The organism is Streptomyces sp. NPDC006393 (genome assembly GCF_040628575.1).
Taxonomy (GTDB): Bacteria; Actinomycetota; Actinomycetes; order Streptomycetales; family Streptomycetaceae; genus Streptomyces.
Window position 1 is genome coordinate 1 of sequence record NZ_JBEXZD010000059.1, and the last position, 17,040, is coordinate 17,040.

The 17,040-nt window shown below is 73.7% G+C and carries 16 protein-coding genes and 2 pseudogenes; 8 read left to right on the forward strand and 10 right to left on the reverse strand.

The window, feature by feature from the left end; translation table 11 throughout:
- Positions 1 to 402 (forward strand): annotated as a pseudogene (locus ABZ484_RS23145) (6-phosphogluconate dehydrogenase); the annotation flags it as partial.
- A gap of 50 nt (positions 403 to 452) precedes the next feature.
- Here the strand turns inward: ABZ484_RS23145 and ABZ484_RS23150 are convergent.
- Positions 453 to 2,243: a TIM barrel protein gene (locus ABZ484_RS23150; RefSeq protein WP_358867814.1), complete on the reverse strand. Its 1,791-nt coding sequence runs from the start codon at positions 2,241 to 2,243 to the stop codon at positions 453 to 455.
- A gap of 56 nt (positions 2,244 to 2,299) precedes the next feature.
- Entirely contained in the window at positions 2,300 to 3,256 is a 957-nt protein-coding gene (locus tag ABZ484_RS23155) for a shikimate dehydrogenase (RefSeq protein WP_358867815.1), read from the reverse strand.
- A gap of 192 nt (positions 3,257 to 3,448) precedes the next feature.
- Between ABZ484_RS23155 and ABZ484_RS23160 the strand changes: the two genes are divergently transcribed.
- Both ABZ484_RS23160 and ABZ484_RS23165 read left to right on the forward strand, forming a co-directional pair.
- A complete protein-coding gene (locus ABZ484_RS23160) occupies positions 3,449 to 4,114 on the forward strand; it encodes a TetR family transcriptional regulator (protein WP_358867816.1) in 666 nt (221 codons plus the stop codon).
- 189 nt (positions 4,115 to 4,303) lie between these two features.
- Positions 4,304 to 5,662, forward strand: coding sequence for an MFS transporter (locus ABZ484_RS23165; protein ID WP_358867817.1), 1,359 nt, complete (start codon positions 4,304 to 4,306; stop codon positions 5,660 to 5,662).
- Between the two features lie 113 nt (positions 5,663 to 5,775).
- Here ABZ484_RS23165 and ABZ484_RS23170 read toward each other — a convergent pair whose 3' ends face one another.
- Together ABZ484_RS23170 and ABZ484_RS23175 are read right to left on the reverse strand one after the other, a co-directional pair.
- The gene (locus ABZ484_RS23170) at positions 5,776 to 6,117 is read right to left on the reverse strand and encodes a VOC family protein (protein WP_358867818.1); all 342 of its coding nucleotides are present in this window, start codon (positions 6,115 to 6,117) and stop codon (positions 5,776 to 5,778) included.
- Positions 6,114 to 6,722, reverse strand: coding sequence for a TetR/AcrR family transcriptional regulator (locus ABZ484_RS23175; protein WP_358867819.1), 609 nt, complete (start codon positions 6,720 to 6,722; stop codon positions 6,114 to 6,116). Before ABZ484_RS23175 ends, ABZ484_RS23170 begins: the two co-directional genes overlap by 4 nt.
- A gap of 144 nt (positions 6,723 to 6,866) precedes the next feature.
- Here ABZ484_RS23175 and ABZ484_RS23180 point away from each other — a divergent pair, with 144 nt between their 5' ends.
- Positions 6,867 to 7,739, forward strand: a complete 873-nt coding sequence (locus tag ABZ484_RS23180) for an NAD(P)-dependent oxidoreductase (RefSeq protein ID WP_358867820.1) — start codon at positions 6,867 to 6,869, stop codon at positions 7,737 to 7,739.
- A gap of 40 nt (positions 7,740 to 7,779) precedes the next feature.
- Here ABZ484_RS23180 and ABZ484_RS23185 read toward each other — a convergent pair whose 3' ends face one another.
- Entirely contained in the window at positions 7,780 to 8,241 is a 462-nt protein-coding gene (locus ABZ484_RS23185; RefSeq protein ID WP_358867821.1) for a PPOX class F420-dependent oxidoreductase, read from the reverse strand.
- 122 nt (positions 8,242 to 8,363) lie between these two features.
- On the opposite strand from ABZ484_RS23185, the gene ABZ484_RS23190 reads away from it, so the two are divergent.
- The 3 genes from ABZ484_RS23190 to ABZ484_RS23200 all read left to right on the forward strand — a co-directional run bounded on the left by ABZ484_RS23190 (position 8,364) and on the right by ABZ484_RS23200 (position 11,790).
- A complete protein-coding gene (locus tag ABZ484_RS23190) occupies positions 8,364 to 8,984 on the forward strand; it encodes a TetR/AcrR family transcriptional regulator (RefSeq protein WP_358867822.1) in 621 nt (206 codons plus the stop codon).
- The gene (locus tag ABZ484_RS23195; RefSeq protein ID WP_358867823.1) at positions 8,981 to 10,414 is read left to right on the forward strand and encodes an MFS transporter; all 1,434 of its coding nucleotides are present in this window, start codon (positions 8,981 to 8,983) and stop codon (positions 10,412 to 10,414) included. The genes ABZ484_RS23190 and ABZ484_RS23195 overlap by 4 nt, the downstream gene beginning before the upstream one ends.
- Positions 10,415 to 10,557: 143 nt before the next feature.
- Positions 10,558 to 11,790 carry a serine hydrolase domain-containing protein gene (locus ABZ484_RS23200; RefSeq protein WP_358867824.1) on the forward strand — a complete coding sequence of 411 codons (1,233 nt, stop codon included), beginning with the start codon at positions 10,558 to 10,560 and terminating at the stop codon, positions 11,788 to 11,790.
- A gap of 37 nt (positions 11,791 to 11,827) precedes the next feature.
- On the opposite strand, the gene ribA is transcribed toward ABZ484_RS23200, so the two are convergent.
- Positions 11,828 to 12,499 (reverse strand): GTP cyclohydrolase II, encoded by a 672-nt coding sequence (gene ribA, locus ABZ484_RS23205; RefSeq protein ID WP_358867825.1) that lies wholly within the window; start codon positions 12,497 to 12,499, stop codon positions 11,828 to 11,830.
- Between the two features lie 38 nt (positions 12,500 to 12,537).
- Here ribA and ABZ484_RS23210 point away from each other — a divergent pair, with 38 nt between their 5' ends.
- Positions 12,538 to 13,314 (forward strand): creatininase family protein, encoded by a 777-nt coding sequence (locus tag ABZ484_RS23210; RefSeq protein ID WP_358867826.1) that lies wholly within the window; start codon positions 12,538 to 12,540, stop codon positions 13,312 to 13,314.
- Between the two features lie 95 nt (positions 13,315 to 13,409).
- Here the strand turns inward: ABZ484_RS23210 and ABZ484_RS23215 are convergent.
- The 4 genes and pseudogenes from ABZ484_RS23215 to ABZ484_RS23230 all read right to left on the reverse strand — a co-directional run.
- Positions 13,410 to 14,336: pseudogene (locus ABZ484_RS23215) on the reverse strand (lysylphosphatidylglycerol synthase transmembrane domain-containing protein); the annotation flags it as partial.
- Positions 14,333 to 15,442, reverse strand: a complete 1,110-nt coding sequence (locus ABZ484_RS23220; RefSeq protein WP_358867827.1) for an SAM-dependent methyltransferase — start codon at positions 15,440 to 15,442, stop codon at positions 14,333 to 14,335. The gene ABZ484_RS23220 and the pseudogene ABZ484_RS23215, both read right to left, overlap by 4 nt.
- A complete protein-coding gene (locus ABZ484_RS23225) occupies positions 15,439 to 16,623 on the reverse strand; it encodes a glycosyltransferase family 4 protein (protein WP_358867828.1) in 1,185 nt (394 codons plus the stop codon). Before ABZ484_RS23225 ends, ABZ484_RS23220 begins: the two co-directional genes overlap by 4 nt.
- Complete coding sequence (locus ABZ484_RS23230; protein ID WP_358867829.1) at positions 16,620 to 17,018, reverse strand: 6-carboxytetrahydropterin synthase; 399 nt, start codon at positions 17,016 to 17,018, stop codon at positions 16,620 to 16,622. Before ABZ484_RS23230 ends, ABZ484_RS23225 begins: the two co-directional genes overlap by 4 nt.
- Positions 17,019 to 17,040 lie beyond the last annotated feature (22 nt).

The window sequence follows — 17,040 nt, forward strand, 5'->3', positions numbered from 1 at the left end:
TTCGCGAAGATGGTCCACAACGGCATCGAGTACGCGATGATGCAGGCCTACGCCGAGGGCTGGGAGCTGCTGGAGAAGGTCGACTCCGTGGACAACGTCCGCGAGGTCTTCCGGTCCTGGCAGGAGGGCACCGTCATCCGCTCCTGGCTGCTGGACCTCGCCGTCGGCGCCCTCGACGACGACGAGCACCTGGACAAGCTGCGCGGCTACGCGGAGGACTCCGGCGAGGGCCGGTGGACCGTGGAGGCCGCCATCGACAACGCCGTGCCGCTGCCCGCGATCACGGCCTCGCTGTTCGCACGGTTCGCCTCCCGTCAGGAGGACTCGCCGCAGATGAAGATGGTCGCGGCGCTGCGCAACCAGTTCGGCGGCCACGCCGTGGAGGCGGCGAAGAAGGACTGACGCGTCACCGCAGGCGGCCCGGGTCACCCGACGGTGGCCCGGGCCGTCCGTCAGCGTGCCGGGCGCCGGGCCTGCTGGGCCGCCAGCCGTACGGGCGCGTTCGGGGCGCCGTAACCCCGGTAGCCGGGGTCCCGCTGGACGAGTTCGAAGAACACGCGGCCGACGGTCTCGGTGTAGCAGTGCCGGAAGGCGCCGCCCGCGTCGCGGTCGTAGAGGATGCCGAGGCCGCGGTAGGTCTCCAGTTCCTCGTCGGTCAGCTCGAACCGTGCCGCCAGGTCGTCGTAGTAGTTCGCGGGCACGGGCAGCAGCCGGCCGCCGGCCCGCCGGAAGCGGCGGGCGGCGGCGACCACGTCGTCCGTGGCCAGCGCGAGGTGCTGGGCGTGGACGGTGTCGTCGGTGGGTGCGGCGCCGACCCCGAGGGCGATCCGGACGCTGCCGTCGGCGTTGGTGACGGCGCGGCTGCGCAGCAGCCCGTAGGGGTCGGCGACGTCGACGCTCTCCTGGGCGTCCAGCCCGAGGACGCTGCGGTGGAAGAGGGCCGCCTCGTCGAACTGGTGCCAGGGCTGGGTGAGGGCGAGGTGGTCGATGCGCTCCGCTCCCGGGGCCGCGGGCGCGGCGGCGGTGTCCTCGAAGTCGGCCCGCCAGCTGGGCAGGTCGGGCCGGTCGGTGGCGCAGAAGAACAGTTCGGTGCCGTCGGGGGCCGCCACGGCGTCGAGCGGTGCGTCCTCGGCGGCACGACGGCGCGGCAGCACGGGGGCCAGCAGTGCCTCGGCGCGCCGGGCGGCGGCGGCCGGGTCCGGTGACTCCAGGCCGATCGCGGCGAGCTGGGTGCCGTCCCGGCGTACGGCCCCGGCGGTGTTGACGAGGATTCTGGCCTCGCCCCGCTGCCACAGGTCCACGGGCTTGGCGCGGTGGCGCGCGGTGCGGGCGAAGCCCAGCGCGCCCAGCACGGCCTCGACCGGCTCGGTGTCCGGGGTGACCAGTTCGGCGAAGGCGATGCCGGTGGGGACGACGGGCGCGGGCAGGTCCACCGCGCCGACGGCCTCCTGGAGGACCAGCAGCGAGCGGTGCGCGTCGACGGCCGTGGGACCCGCCTCGGCCTGCCGGAAGACGTCGTTGAAGACCTCCAGGGAGAGCGGGCCGTCGTAGCCGGTGCGCAGCACGTGCCGCAGGAGCCCGGCGACGTCGAAGCCGCCCTGCCCGGGGAAGCAGCGGTGGTGGCGGCTCCACTGGAGCACGTCCATCGCGAGCCGTGGGGCGTCGGCGAGCTGGAGGAAGAAGATCTTCTCGCCGGGGATGTCCTCGATGCCCTTGGGGTCCGAGCCCCGCGAGAGGATGTGGAAGCTGTCCAGGCAGGTGCCGAGCGCCGGGTGCCCGGCCGTCTCGACGATGTGCCAGGCGTGGTCGTAGGTGCTGACGTGCCGGCCCCAGGCGAGGGCCTCGTAGGCGACGCGGATGCCGAAGTCCTGCGCGAGGTCGGCGAGCCGGCTCAGCTGCTCGGCGGCCAGGGCGTCGTCGTCGAGGGCCGACGCGGAGACGCTGGAGCAGACGAGCACGGTGTCCGCGCCCAGCCGGCGCATCAGCTCGAACTTGTGCCGGGCCCGGCGCAGGTTGCCCGCGAACTCGGCCGGGGGCACCGCCTCGATGTCCCGCATCGGCTGGTACAGCTCGATGGCGAGGCCGAGGTCGGCGCAGCGGGCGCGGATCTCCTCGGGGGTGCGGGGGCTTGCGAGCAGATCGTTCTCGAAGATCTCCACCCCGTCGAAACCCGCTCGGGATGCGGCGGTGAGCTTCTCGGTGAGCGATCCGCTCAGCGAGACGGTGGCGATGGACGTACGCACCTGGGTACCTCTTTCTCCTGCTCTCCTGCTCTCCGGCTCCTCTGCTCCTGCGCTTCCTACTGCCGCGCCGCGATCGCGTCGCCGGCGCCGCGGGCCGCGTCGGCGGCGGCGTCGTCGGCGTCGTCGGAGCCACGGGCCGCGTCGGCGGTGCCCGCGACGTGGGCGATGTCGGCGATGTCGGCGAGCATCCGGGCGCTGTCGGGTTCCCGCCCGGTGAACAGGCGGAACGCGTCCGCGGCCTGGAACGCGGCCATGCCGCCGCCGTCGAGCGTGGCGCAGCCGGCCGCGCGGGCGATGCGCAGCAGCTCGGTCTCCAGCGGGCGGTAGACGACCTCGGCGACCCACAGGCCCGGGTGCAGCAGGTCGGCGGGAAGGGGCATTCCGGGGTGGGCGGCCATGCCGGTGGGGGTCGCGTGGACGAGGCCGTCGGCACCGGCCAGCAGGTCCGCCGACGCCGTCGGGGCCGCGGCGGCGGCCCGGCCGGCGCCGAAGTGGGCGTCGAGGGAGTCGGCCAGGGCGGCGGCCCGCTCGGGCAGCGCGTCGACGACGGTGACCCGCTCGGCCCCCAGCGTCAGCAGCGCGTGCGCGACGGCGGCCCCGGCGCCGCCCGCGCCGAGCTGCACCACGCGCTCCAGGGGTGCGTCGGGCAGGCCGCGCGCGAAGGAGGCCGCGAAGCCGGTGACGTCCGTGTTGTGGCCGATGGCCCGGCCGCCCTCGAAGACCACGGTGTTGACCGCGCCGAGCGCGGCGGCCTGCGGGGCGAGGTCGTCCAGGTGTTCGAGGACGAGCTGCTTGCAGGGGTGGGTGATGTTGAGCCCGTCGAAGCCCAGGTCGCGCGCGGAACGCAGCAGGTCGCCCACCGCCTCCGGCGGCAGCCCGAGGGCGTCGATGTCGATGAGCCGGTACACCAGGCGCAGCCCCTGCCGGTCCGCCTCGCGCTCGTGCAGCGCCGGACTGAACGACGGGCCGATGCCGGAACCGATCAGTCCGACGAGATACGACTCCTTGGCCACCGGGGAACCTCCTGAGCGAGGGAGCGGCAACCGAGCGAGCGAACGCCGAGCGGGCTCCCTAATGTACGAACCAGTACGTTAGCTATATCAGCCGCACGGACCCCTGGGAAGACCCCTCCTGGGCCGCGCACCCCTGCTTCTACAATCACGAGCCAGAGCACAGGCTCCCGCACCCGCTTCCGAAGGAACGTGATGACGAGCGTCGACGAACCGGCACGCACAGGCGGGCGCACCCGTGACGCCGCCCGCACCCGGGCCGAGATCCTCGACGTGGCCACACAGGAGTTCGCCCGGGCCGGCTACGACGGCGCCCGGGTGGACGAGATCGCCGCCCTGACCCGCACCACGAAGCGGATGATCTACTACTACTTCGGCGGCAAGGAGCAGCTGTTCACGGCCGTTCTGGAGCGGGCGTACGGGGTGATCCGCGAGGCCGAGCAGCGGCTGGACGTGGAGCATCTGGACCCGGTCGCGGCCATCCGGCGACTGGCCGAACTGACCTTCGACCACCATGAGCAGCACCCGGACTTCATCCGCCTGGTGAGCATCGAGAACATCCACGGGGCGGAGCACATCGCCGCCTCGGAGAGGCTCGGGAAGATCGGCTCCCCGGCGCTGGACGTGATCCGCCGGATCCTGGCGGCCGGGCAGGAGTCGGGCCTGTTCACGGCCGACGTGGACGCCGTCGACCTGCACGCGATGATCAGCTCGTTCTGCTTCTTCCGGGTCGCCAACAGGTCCACGTTCGGCGCCCTGTTCGGCCGCGACCTGGTCGATCCGGACCAGCGCGAGCACTACCGCGCGATGCTCGGCGACATGGTGATCGCCTACCTCACGGCGGAGCGCGCCGCGGACTGAGTCCGCACCCCACCCCTTGACACGGCGGAAACACGAGCGCAACATCCCACCCACCGCTACTAACTACCCAGTGGGTTAATTAGCCGGGATCCGGCCCCTCTCCCGCACCTCTCGCTTTCCGCTCACTCCGCTCACTCCGCTCACTCCGCTCACTCCGCCTAGGGTGGAGTTCCCCCGAAGGAGCCCGCCGTGTCCGTCCCCGCCCCGCCCCACGACCGTGCCGCTCCGCCCGGTCAGCCCGGAAAGGCCGCCGCTGCCGCCTGGATCGGCAGCGCCCTCGAGTACTACGACTTCTTCATCTACGGCAGCGCCGCGGCACTGATCTTCCCGAAGGTCTTCTTCGACTCCTCCGACCCGGCCACCGCCACGCTGCTGTCGCTGGCCACCTTCGGCGTCGCCTACGCGGCCCGCCCGGTCGGCGCGCTGTTCCTCGGTCACTTCGGCGACCGGCTGGGCCGCAAGAAGATCATGGTCTTCACGCTGCTGCTGATGGGCCTGGCGACGTTCCTGATCGGCTGTCTGCCCACCCGCGCCCAGGTGGGCGGCGCCGCCCCGGTCCTGCTGGTGCTGTGCCGGGTGCTGCAAGGGGTGTCCGCGGCGGGTGAGCAGGCCAGTGCCAGTTCGATGAGTCTGGAGCACGCGCCCGACGGGCGGCGCGGCTTCTTCACCAGTTTCACGCTCAGCGGCACCCAGGGCGGGCAGCTGATCGCCACGCTGGTGTTCCTCCCGGTCGCCGCGCTGCCCGAGCACCAGCTGCTCTCCTGGGGCTGGCGCGTGCCGTTCTGGGCGAGCGTCGTGGTCGCCGTCGTCGGCTACGTCATCCGGCGCAGGCTGGCCGAGACGCCGGCGTTCGCCCGGCAGGCGGCCGACGAGGGGGTCGCGAAACTGCCGCTGGCGGTGCTGGTGCGCGAGCACTGGGCGGATGTGCTGCGGGTGGTCGCGGGCGCGCTCATCGCCTCGGTGAGCACCATCTTCACGGTGTGGTCGCTGGCGTACGCGACCAGCGACGCGGTCGGCATGTCCCGTTCGTCGATGCTGTGGGTGGGCGCGCTCGCCAACCTGGTGGCGCTGGCCGCCATCCCGCTGTGGGCCACGCTGTCGGACCGGATCGGCCGGCGCCCGGTGTACCTGATCGGGGCGGCGGGCAGCGCGGTGGCGATGTTCCTGTACCTGTGGGCGATCTCCACGGGCTCCTACCCGCTGACGCTGATCCTCGGCATCGTCGCCTTCGGTGTCCTCTACAGCGCCGCCAACGGCGTGTGGCCGGCCTTCTACGGCGAGATGTTCTCCACCCGGGTGCGCCTGTCGGGCATGGCGGTCGGCACCCAGATCGGCTTCGCGGTGGCCGGGTTCGCGGTCACCTTCGCCGCCGAGATCGCGGGCCCCGACGGCACCGACTGGTCGGCGGTGGCCCTGTTCACGGCGGCCCTGTGCGTCCCTCCGGTGATCGCCGCCCTCTCGGCCCGCGAGACCCACCGGATCCCCACGGCGCGCCTCGGCGAGCGCGGGCTCCGGCGGGAGTCACAGCCGGAGACGGTCTCGGTCTGACCCGCGTCGCACCACACCGGCCTGCCCGGCACCCGCGGCCTGCTTCAGGGGCGTGGGTGCCGGGGCTTCACGGCCGTGCGTGCCGGGGCTGCACGGCCGTGGGTGCCGGGGCTTCACGGCCGTGGGTGCCGGGGCTCGTACAGGGCGAGTTCGCCGCCGCCGGGCAGCCGCAGGGCCGTCACCCGGCCCCAGCGCGCCTCTTGGGCCGGCCGGGCGAACTCGACACCCTGCGCGGCGAGTTCCGCGGTCGTCGCGTCGAGGTCGTCGCACATGAGCATCAGCTCGTGCGCCGGCTCGCCCTCGGTCGGGTGGCAGGCGACCTCGGCGGGCGGCGCCGCGAAGATCAGCCAGCCGTGCCCGGCGTCGACGTGCGACCAGCCCAGTACGTCCCGGAGGAAGGACCGGTCCGCCTCCGCGTCCCGGCTGTGGATCACCACATGTGCCCCGGTGATCATGTTTCACCTCTCCTGTCGTCGGGCGCCACGGCCGCGTCGAGGAGCGGACCCAGCTCTCGGGCCACGGTGGTCAGGGGGCGTACGTCGCCCTCGGCGCGGGCCATGATGATCGCACCCTCCAGGGAGCTGATCATCAGCGTGGCCAGCGGTTCCGCCCGTTCGGCCGGTACGCCCAGCTCCGTCAGAGCCTCGGCGACGGGGCCGCGCCAGGTCGTGAACGCGGCGGCGGCCGCCTCCCGCATCGCGTCGGAGGCGGCACAGTCGACCGTGGCCGCGGCGACCGGACAGCCGCCCAGGACGCCGGCCGTCTCGTACTCGTCGGTCCACTGCCGCACCATCGCGGCGAACAGTGCGCTCGGCGTCGGCTCGGCGAGGTCCGCCATGAACCGGGCGACGCGCCTGCCGGCGTACCGGCCCGCCCAGGCCACGGCCTCGCCGACCAGCTGTTCCTTGCCGCCCGGGAAGTAGTGCTGGAGCGATCCGCGCGGCGCGTTCGCGTGCTCGGCGACGTCCCGCATTCCGGTCGCGCCCACGCCGTCGTGCCGGATGAGCTGGGCCGCGCTGAAGACCATCCGCTCCCGCGGCCCCCGCTGGACCCCCGTCATCGTCGACCTCCCGGCGCCGTGTGTGCATGTCCGTCCCGGACTTCCGTGGTCCTGGATTTTCACCCTCCAGCCTATGACGCACGTCATAGGCGCGGCTACTATGACGGCTGTCATGGAAAGGTCCCGATCCCAGGGCGGTGTCTCGTGAACGTCGGCTTCATCGGTCTCGGAGTGATGGGCACACCCATGGCGCTCCGGCTGGCCCGCTCCGGCACTCCCCTGGTGGTGTGGAACCGCACGGCCGTCCGCACCGATCCCCTGCGCGCGGCCGGCGCGGAGGTGGCCGCGGACCCGGGCGAGCTCTTCGCCCGCGCGGACGTGGTGTTCCTGATGCTGGCGGACGACCTCGCGATCGACGCCACCCTCGGCCGCGGCGGCCCGGACTTCGCCGCGCTGGTCGCCGGCAGGACGGTCGTGCACATGGGCACGACCTCGCCCGAGTACTCACGCGCCCTGGAGGGCGACGTCCGGGCGGCGGGCGGCAGCTATGTCGAGGCGCCCGTCTCCGGTTCCCGCGTCCCGGCGGAGAACGGCGAGCTGGTCGCGATGCTGGCCGGCGACGAGCCGGCCGTGCGCCGCGTACGCCCCCTGCTCGCGCCCTTGTGCGCCGAGACGTTCCTGTGCGGCCCGGCGCCCAACGCCCTGCTGATGAAGCTGTCGGTGAACCTGTTCCTGATCACGCTGGTGACCGGATTCACCGAGGCCTTCCACTTCGCCGAACGGCAGGGGCTCGACCGCCGGCTGTTCCTCGACGCGCTGGGCGCCGGCCCGATGGCCAGCCCGGTGTCGCGGATGAAGGCGCCCAAGCTGCTGACCGAGGACTTCTCCGTGCAGGCGGCGGCACTCGACGTGCTGAAGAACAACCGGCTGATCGCCGAGGCCGCCCGCAAGACGGGCATCGCCTCCCCGCTGCTCGACGTGTGCCACGCCCTGTTCGAGGAGACCGTCTCGCTCGGACACGGCGACGAGGACATGGTGGCGGTCCTGCGGGCGATCCGGGCAAGGACGCAGGCCTAGGGGGGCCTGGGGGGCCTGGGGGGTATCTCGCCAGGGCCGGTCAGCCGTCGTTGGCACCCTTCGGGATGCCGTACGCCCGCTCCACCTTCAGCCGCAGCACCAGCCGCCGGTCGCGGACCATGGCCGCGCGGTAGTCGTCCCAGTCGGGATGCTCGCCCAGCACGTCCCGGTAGAGGCGGATCAGTTCCTCCACGGTCTCGTCGTGCGGGTCCCGGGCCACCGGCGAGAGTTCGGCGGTGCCCTCGGCGACCGTGTACGCCCGCCGGTCCGGACTGGTGACGTGGTAGGAGGCGCGCGGGTCGCGGCGCAGGTTGCGGGTCTTGGCACGGTCGTCGGTGATCGAGACGCGAACGACGCGCTCGTCCGGATCGTAGGCGTGGCTGACGTTCGACAACTGGGGGCGGCCGTCGCGCTTGAGGGTGACCAGTACCCCGCCGTGGCCCTCGGCGAGCAGGGCGAGCAGCGCGTCCGGCATGAGGTCGTGCGTCGTGTCCTGAGTCATACATGGCTCAACTCTCGCGGCCGAGCTTCCCATTCCCGGCGCGCCCCCGCAGTCGCTCTGCCCTCTCTCCGTCTGTCCCGGGTGAGTAGACACTGTCTACCGCCTCCTGGTAGACAGTGTCTATGAGCGAGCAGGGCGACAACGAGCACGGCGACAACGGGCACGAGGACCACCCCAAGGGACTGCGGGAGCGGCTGGTCGACGTCGGGGTGGAGCTGGTGGCCGCGGAGGGCTCCCAGGCCCTGACCCTGCGGGAGATCGCCCGCCGGGCGGGCGTCTCGCACGGGGCGCCGCGTCGCTGGTTCCCTACCCACCTGGAGCTGCTCTCCGCCATCGCGCGACGCGGCTTCGGCGAGCTGGCCGAGCGGGCCGGATCGGCGATCGGCGACGGCGAGGAGGGCCCGCGCGCCCAACTGACCACGCTGGCCAGGGTCTACCTGGAGTTCGCGCTGGGCAACCGCGGCATGTACGAACTGATGTTCCGCCATGATCTGCTGGAGAGCGGGCACCTGGGCCTGCGCGACACCAGCCTGCCGTTGTTCGGTGTCCTGGTCGACCTGGTCGGCCGGGCCCGCCCCGGCACGGACGCCCGCACGGTCGCCGCCTCCCTGTGGGCCAACCTGCACGGCATCGCCCAGCTGTGGTGCTGGGGCAGCCTCCAACTCGCCACCGGCGCCGACGACGTCACGCCGCTGATGCGTACCGCCCTGGACGCGCACCTCGGCCCGGAGAGCGGCCGATGAACCACCGGCGGGCGGCGGCACTCGCGTGCAGCGTGGCCGGCGCGGTGATCGTCGCCCTGGACGGCACGGTCCTCACCGTCGCGCAGCCCACGCTGCGGCACGACCTGGCGGCGTCGTACACGCAGGTCCAGTGGACCAGCACCGGCTATCTCGTCGCGGTGGCGAGCCTCCTGGTGTTCGCCGGACGGCTCGGTGACCGGTACGGCCACCGGTGGTTGTTCGCGGGCGGGATGCTCGGCTTCGGGGCGGCCTCGGCGGGCATCGGTCTGGCGCCCGGCATCGGCTGGGTGATCGCGCTGCGCGTCGCGCAGGGGGTGTGCGGGGCGCTGCTTCAGCCGGCCACGCTGGGCATGCTGCGCGCCGCCTTCCCGCCCGACCGGCTCGGCATGCCCCTCGCGGTGCGGACGAGCGCGATCGGGGTGGCGGCGGCCGCGGGTCCGGTGGTGGGCGGGGCGCTGGTGGCGGGGCTGGGCTGGCGGGCGGTGTTCTTCCTGAACATCGGGCCGGCGCTGCTGTTCGGCGCGCTCGCGCTCGCCCTCGCGCCGCCCGGGCACGAGCCGGCCCCTGCCCCGCGCCTCCGGCTCGACCTGCCGGGCGCGCTCCTGCTCGCCGCCGCCCTCGGCTGCGCCGTGCACACCCTGGTCGCGCTGCCGGACCCGGGCCGGGCGGGTCCGGTCACGGCATCCGTCACGGGTGCGGTCACGGGTGCGGTCGCCGTGGTCGCCGCTGCCGCGTTCGTCCGGCACGAGCGCCGTACCGAGCACCCGCTGCTGCCGCCGGACGTCGTCGGGTCGGCTGCCGTCGGCTCGGCGGTCGGCGTCCTGGTCGCCGCGTCGGCCGCCCTGTCCGGCACGTTGTTCGTCGTCACGTACGTCCTTCAGGACACGCTGGGCCTGGACCCCTTCCACAGCGCGCTGCGCAGCCTGCCGCTGGCGGCACTGATGGTGCTCGCGGCGGCCGTGTGCCCGGTGCTGCTGCGCCGGGCCGGGGCCCGTCGTACGACCGTGGCGGCCATGGCCGGGCTCGCACTGGGCGCGGTGGTGCTCGCCCGGGCGACCGGGACCCTCGCCCTGTGCACCGGTTTCGCGCTGCTCGGCGCCGGGTTCGGCACGGTGATGGTGGCCGCGACGCAGGTCGTCGTACGTCAGGCGGCGGTCGGCTCGGCCGGGGTGGCGGGCGGACTCCAGCAGACCGCGATGAACGTGGGCCCCGCCCTGGGCGTGGCGGCGGCGACCACGCTGCGGGGTGTCGGCGGTGGGGCCGGGCTGCCGCTCGCCGTGCTCGCCGGGGTGGCGGGGGCGGGGGCGGTCGCCGGGCGTGCGCTGCCGGGGCGTGCACATGCCTCGGACGCCGACGGTCGCGGTCCCAGGCCGCCGACGGGCGCGGCTCACGAGGCCGTTCCCGTGCTCCCGCGCGACCATGAGGCCTGAGGGCACCCTCGGACGGGTAGGCCGCAGTGGTCCACGTGCGACGGGGACGGGATCGACCGCAATGGTCCCCGTGCGACGGGGACGGGACCGACCGCAGTGGTCCCCGTGCGACGGGACCGACCGGACAGGGCCGGAGGAGAGCGATGGCACAGCTGCGACAGGAGGTCGAGCCGGGCGAGGCCGGGCTGGACCCGAAGGCGCTCGACCGTCTCGACGGGTATCTGGCCCGCTTCGTCGACGAGGGCCGCCTGCCCGGCTACCTGGTGGCGCTCGCGCGCGGCGGCCGGGTCGCCCACCTGACCGCGTACGGCCTGCGGGACGTGGCGGCCGGGCTGCCCGTCGAGAGCGACACCGTGTGGCGGATCTACTCCATGACCAAGCCGGTGACCGCCGTCGCCGTTCTGCAACTAGTGGAGGAGGGCAGGCTGTCCCTGGACGACCCGCTGGAACGGCATCTCCCGGCCTTCGCCGGCCCCCGGGTGTACGTCGGCGGCTCGGGCGACGACGTGAGGACCCGCCCCGCCGCCGGGCCCGTCCTCATACGCCATCTACTCACCCACACCGCGGGCCTGACGTTCGGCTTCTATCACGCCCACCCCGTCGACGCCCTCTACCGGGCCGCCGGTCTCGCGTCGTCGTCTCCGCCGGGCGCCGGCCTGGCGGAAACGACGGACGTCTACGCGCGCCTGCCGCTCCAGTTCGACCCGGGCACGCAGTGGAACTACTCCGTCGCCAGCAACGTCCTCGGCCGGGTCGTCGAGGTGGTGTCCGGGCAGCCGCTCGACGTGTTCTTCACCGAGCGGATCCTCGGGCCGCTCGGCATGACCGACACCCGCTTCCACGTCACCGGGGAACAGGCGGGCCGACTGGCCGAGTTGTACGGTCAGACCGACGACGAGGCCGCCATCGAGCCGATCCCCGGCCTGCCCCTCGACGGCCGCCCCCGCTTCCTCTCGGGCAGCGGCGGCCTGGTGTCGACCGCGTACGACTGGCACCGCTTCATGGAACTGCTGCGCCGCCGCGGCGAACTGGACGGCACCCGGCTGCTCTCCCCCGGCACCGTCGACCTGATGACCCGCAACCACCTCCCCGGCGGCGCCGACCTGCGCTCCTACGGCAGCCGCCCCGCCCACGACGAACCCGGCAACGACGGCATGGGCTTCGGCTTCAACGTCTCCGTCGTCGTCGACCCCGCCCGCACCCAGGCGCCGTCCGGCCCCGGCACCTTCGGCTGGAGCGGGGCGGCGACCACGACCTTCTGGGTCGACCCGGGCCGCGAACTGACCTTCCAGTTCATGACCCAGCTCCGCCCGAGGACCTCCCTGCGGATCTATCCGGAGCTGAGGCGGCTGGTCCACGAGGCGGTCACGGGCTGAGGCTGAGAGCTCATGGTAAGAGGACAACCGCCGGGCCTCAGGACAGGTGGGCCACCGCGTCCAGATGGGGCAGGTGGTGGTCCATGCGTTCCCGCTTGGTGCGCAGGTAGGTGATGTTGTTCTCGCACGGCGGGATCAGCAGCGGAACCTGCTCGGCGACCTGGATGCCGTGCCGTACCAATGCCTCGCGCTTGCGCGGGTTGTTGGACATCAGGCGCACCGAGTCCACCCCCAGGTCCTGCAGGATCCCGGCGGCGACACCGTAGTCTCGGGCGTCGACGGGCAGGCCGAGGGCGAGGTTCGCCTCGACCGTGTCCAGGCCCTCCGCCTGGAGTGCCATCGCCCGCAGCTTGGCGAGCAGTCCGATGCCGCGGCCCTCGTGGCCCCTCAAGTACACGACGATCCCGCTGCCTTCGGCGACGACGGCACGCAGCGCGGCGGCGAGCTGGTCGCCGCACTCGCAGTGCTGGGAGCCGAAGGCGTCCCCGGTGAGGCACTCGGAGTGCAGCCGGACCAGGACGCGCTCGGTGCCGATGTCGCCGTGGACCAGGGCCACTTGTTCGTCGCCGCGATCGTGATCCAGGTAGCCGATCGCCTGGAATTTCCCGTAGACAGTGGGCAGCGGGGCATTCACGACGCGTTCCACACCCGTGCGCCGTGCGGACTTCCGTGAGGACTTCTTGCCGAGTACGCCGAGGTTTTCTGTCATGATCTGGATCCTAAGCAGAGACGAAAGGCCGGGAAAGCATGAGTGTTTCGGAAACACGGCCGACGGAACGTGGTGCGGGTGGCCTGTTGCCGGCGGACACCACGGAGGACGTACGGAATCGGGGGGCGGGCCGCTCATCGCAGGTGGCCGTGCTGCCGGTGGGGAGTTTCGAGCAGCACGGCCCGTACCTGCCGCTGGCCACCGACACGCTGGTCGCCTGTGCCATCGCCCGGGAGATCACCGGCGCGTACCCGGTGCACCTGCTGCCGCCGGTGACGATCTCCTGCTCGCACGAGCACGCGGCCTGGCCGGGGACCGTCAGCATCTCTTCGGTGACCCTTCATTCGGTGGTGCGGGACATCGCGGACTCCCTGCGCCGCTCCGGCGTCGAGGCCCTGGCGGTGGTCAACGGCCACGGCGGGAACTACGTGCTGGGCAACGTGGTCCAGGAGGCCTCCGCGCGCGGCGAGCGCATGGCGCTCTTCCCGGCCGCGGAGGACTGGGAGACAGCCCGGGAGCGGGCCGGGGTGCGTACCTCGTTGCTCACCGACATGCATGCGGGGGAAATCGAGACCTCCATTCTTCTGCACGCTCATCCCGAAATGGTCCGGGCCGGTCACGAAAAGGCCGACTTCGTCGCGGACGACCGGCGCCATCTGCTGACCGCCGGAATGTCCGCCTATACCGAATCGGGCGTCATCGGCCGTCCTTCCCTGGGGGCTCCGCAAAAGGGCAAGGAACTGCTGGCGAGCCTCGCGGATTCCTTCGCACCGTATTTCTCGCTGCTGACGTCGGCGGGCACCGCCGGCGAGTAGGCGCCGGGGCGACGGCGGGCCACCAGGACGAGCGCGCCCGGCAGGCTCGCCACGAAGCTCAGCACCCCGTACACCACCGCCACGGCCACTCCGGTGCTCGCCCCCAGTCCGGCGGCGCCGAAGGCCCACGCGGTGACGCCCTCCCGGGGCCCGAACCCGCCTACGTTCAGCGGCAGTCCCATGGCGGCCAGCGCCAGCACCGCCAGCGGCAGCAGCACGGGCACCGGGGCGGTGCAGCCGGCGACCCGGGCGGCGACCACGAACGTCGCGAAGTGCCCGGCGAGGACGACGGCGGAGGACAGGGCCACACCCGGCCCGTTGCGGCGGGACAGCAGCCCCGCACGTGCCTCGCCGAGCATCCGCTCCAGGGCGCGCCCGCGGCGGGAGGGCGCCGCCCGGTTCATGCGCAGCGCCAGCAGCACCGCGAGCGCCCCGACGACGGCGAGGGCGACGAGCGGTGCGAGGTGCAGGGCCTGGGCGCGGACCGGGGAGGGCAGGGTCAGCAGCATCGCCGTACCCGTGACGGCGAGCGCCAGCTGCCCGGCCACCCGCTCCAGAACCACGGCCCGCACACCGCGGCCGATGTCCCCGGCGCTCTGCCCGTGCCGCACCGCCCGGTGCACGTCGCCCAGGACGCCGCCGGGCAGGGCCGCGTTCAGGAACAGCGCCCGGTAGTAGTCGGCCACGGCCGCGCCGAGCGGCAGCCGGAGACGCAGGCCGCGTGCCACCAACTGCCAGCGCCAGGCGCTGCACACGGTGGTGACCAGCCCGATCACGAGTGCCGCTGTCAGCGAGGGCGCGTCGAGCCGGCGCAGTCCCTGAAGGAGCACTCCGGTGCCCAGCCGCCACAGCAGCACGGCGAGGATCACGACGCCGGCAACGGTGCCGACGTGGGCGCGCAGGGCACGGATGCGGGGGCGGGACAGGAGGCCGGGCCGCCGCGGCGGGGGCGCCGCCGGCCGGGGCGCCGCCGACCGGGGCCGGGGTGGTGCGCTGCGTACGTCCATCGTCTGCGCGCTCATGCGTCACCGCCCGTGGGACCCGGCAGCGCGAGCAGGTCGCTGTGGTGGACGACCACCCGCAACTCCCCCGCCGCGCAGGCTTCCAGGCGCTCGGCGAGGTAATGGTCGGCGCGCCCCCTCAGTTCGGGGCGCTGCTCGACGGCCGCGGCGACCCAGCCGCGCAGCCACTGGGCGGTCAGTTCGCGCTGGTCGGGTCCGAGTCGCCAGGGGCTCGGACACACGCGTACGTCGGCGCCGTGCGCGGCGAAGGCCTCGCGGGCCGCCGTCACCGCGTCCGGGCCGAGCAGTCCGGTCCGGCGCTGGTGGGCGTTGAACGCCTCGGTGAGCTCGGCGTCCAGCGGGTCGGCCGGGGTCAGCTCGACCCGGCCGACCACGGACAGGGTGAGCAGCGCGGGGCAGCCCGCCCCGGCGCAGGCGGCGGCGAGGGCGGCGACCTCCTCACGGGTGAGGACGTCCAGCAGCGCGGACGCCGTCACCAGACTGGCGCCGGCCAGGGCGTCCGGGGTCAGCCGGGCGACGTCACCGCGCCGTGTCTCCACGGTGATCCGGCTGCCGTCGGCGGCGGCGCCCGCGGCACCCACGGCGGCGAAGTGCAGCAGGTAGGGGTCGCGGTCGTGCAGGATCCAGTGCTGTGCGCCGTCCAGCCGGGGGGCGAGCCAGCGGCCCATCGAGCCGGTGCCGCAGCCCAGGTCGTGCACGACGAGCCCGCCGTGCGGGTCCGCCCGGTCGGCGAGGCGGGTCCGCAGCGGACCAAGCAGTTCCGTGGCCCGCGCCGCCGCGTCGGCCGCCTCCCGCAGCCGCAGCCACTCGGGCGCGTACCGGGACGGCTCCTCGGGCACGAAGCGGGACGGCTCCTCGGGCGCGTGCCGGGACGGCGGCTTCTCGGGCGCGTGCCGGGACAGCGGCTCCTCCGGTGTGTGCCGGGACGGAGGTTGCTCGGGCGCGCCCGCCCGCAGACGCACGGTGGCCCGCTCACCGGGCCGGGGGGCGGGACCGGCGCCGGGGATCACCGCGTCGGAAGCGGAAGCGGAAGCGGAAGCGGGTGCGAGGTCCCCGTCGGGGGTCACCGATTCGGGGCCGGCAGGCAGCGCGGTCGTCTTCCTCATGCCGCCCTCCGGGGTTCCTCGGGGAGTCGGGCGAGGACGCCGGCCAGGCTGCGGGCGGTCGTCGCCCAGCCGTCGAGGGCCGCGCGGCGGCCCCGGGCGGCGGCCTTGAGCCGGCGGCGCACGTCGGCCTCGCCGAACCAGCCGCGCAGCTCCCCGGCAAGGGCGACGGGGTCCTCCGGCGGGACGAGGATGCCGGGCACCCCGCCGTCGGGGGCGCGGCCGACCGCCTCGGGGACTCCGCCGACGTCCGTGGCCAGCACGGGGATGCCGCGTGCGAGCGCCTCGGTGACGGCCATGCCGTAGGTCTCGGCGTAGGAGGCGAGGACCATCAGGTCGGCGGCGGCGTAGCGGGCGTCGAGGTCGGCGCCGGCCCGCGGTCCGACGAGGTGGAAGCGGTCCTGAAGGCCGTGCCTGGCGATCAGGTCGCGCAGCCGGGCGACGTAGGCGGGGTCCTGGGTCAGGGCGCCGACGCACTCGCAGCTCCACGGCAGGTCCGTGACCGCGGCCAGGGCCTCGACCAGCCGGTGCTGCCCCTTGCGCGGCGTCACGGCGGCGACGCACAACAGCCGTGAGACACCGTCGGTGCCGGGGGCGAGGGGCGCGATGTCGGCGCCCGGCGCGGCGACGTGGACCCGGTCGGGGACGAGCCCGTGGTGGGAGACGAGTCGGCGGACCGCCCAGTCGCTGGTGGCGACGACGGCGGGAGCGGCCCGCAGCACCTGCCGTTCCCGCGCGTCCAGTTCGGCGGCCACGGCGGGTTCGAGCCCGGTCTCGTCGCCGAGCGGGAGATGGACGAGGACGGCCAGGCGCAGCCGTTCGGCCTCAGGGACGACGATCTCGGGGACGCCGCAGGCGACGAGCCCGTCCAGGAGGACGACGGCGCCGTCCGGCAACTCCCTCAGCACCCGCGCGAGTTCGGTGCGGGCCGCGGCGCCCGGGCGCGGCCAGTCGCCGTGCACGGGGTGCGGCCGGACCTGCCAGCCGAAGCCGGGCAGGTCGAGGCTGACCCGGCGGTCGTAGGCGTTGCCGCCGCTCGGTGTGGCCGGGTCGTCGACGCCGCCCGGCAGGACGAAGTGCACGGTGCGCAGGGACATGGGGATGATCCCGACGTGATGGCGGCCCGAGCGCGGCGCGGGCACGAACGCGAGGGGCGGGGGACGGTGCACGGTCATGTCGGTCACAGGGCACGCTCGTAACTCGCCCACGCGACGTGCGACTCGTGCAGGGTGACGGCGAGGCCGGCCAGTTGCCTGGCGCCCTCGCCCAGGGCGCCCTTGTGGATCCGTTCGGCGAGCCGGTCGGCGATGACCTTGGCCAGGTACTCCGTGGAGGTGTTGATCCCGGCGAAGTCGGGTTCGTTGTCGAGGTTGCGGTAGTTCAGCTCGCTCACGACCGCGCCCAGCTCCTGGGTGGCCAGCCCGATGTCGACGACGATGTTGTCGTCGTCGAGCTGCTCGCGCCGGAACGTGGCGTCCACGAGGAAGGTGGCTCCGTGCAGCCGCTGCGCGGGCCCGAACACCTCGCCGCGGAAGCTGTGGGCGATCATGATGTGATCACGGACGGTGATGCTGAACAACGAACGACCCTCCAGGTACGGC